The organism is Wolbachia endosymbiont of Pentidionis agamae, from assembly GCF_036711655.1.
GTDB lineage: Bacteria > Pseudomonadota > Alphaproteobacteria > Rickettsiales > Anaplasmataceae > JAZHPY01.
The window spans coordinates 1-430 of record NZ_JAZHPY010000171.1 but is presented as its reverse complement, the minus strand read 5'-3'; the positions used below and the strand labels follow the sequence as shown (position 1 = coordinate 430).

The 430-nt window shown below is 27.9% G+C and carries 2 protein-coding genes; both read right to left on the bottom strand.

What is annotated here, in order from left to right; all coding sequences use genetic code 11:
- Nucleotides 1-221: glycine--tRNA ligase subunit beta (locus tag V6U76_RS05490; protein WP_333024144.1), on the bottom strand; the 221-nt coding region annotated here is incomplete at its 3' end.
- A gap of 7 nt (nucleotides 222-228) precedes the next feature.
- Nucleotides 229-430 (bottom strand): glycine--tRNA ligase subunit alpha (locus V6U76_RS05485; protein WP_333024142.1); only part of this gene is annotated, 202 nt, incomplete at its 5' end.

The window sequence follows — 430 nt, the reverse complement described above, 5'->3', positions numbered from 1 at the left end:
GGTCCTTTAATTTCATTTGAACTTTCTAAATTTAAAAAATTAATTTTATCAACAAAGAAAGTAATACGAATTGCAGTTATAAAAACTTCTATTGATTCAAAACCAATATTATTATTCTTCAATATGTTACTAACATAATTTTTAACATGAGTAATTATAAAACCATGCATAGAAGGTGGTATTTCTTCTGAAATACACTCGAATAACAACTGAGATAACATAAATTCTTTATTGCTTTATATATAAGGTACAGCATGCATTTGTCAGTTTTCTCACCCTATTTATATAAGACATACGTTCATTGATTCCGATCACGCCTCTTGCATCTAATAGGTTAAGAAAATGACTTGCTTTTATACATTGATCATAGGCTGGAAATGGCATTTCTTTGCTAATTAGAAACTGACACAAGTGTTCTGCATTTTCAAAA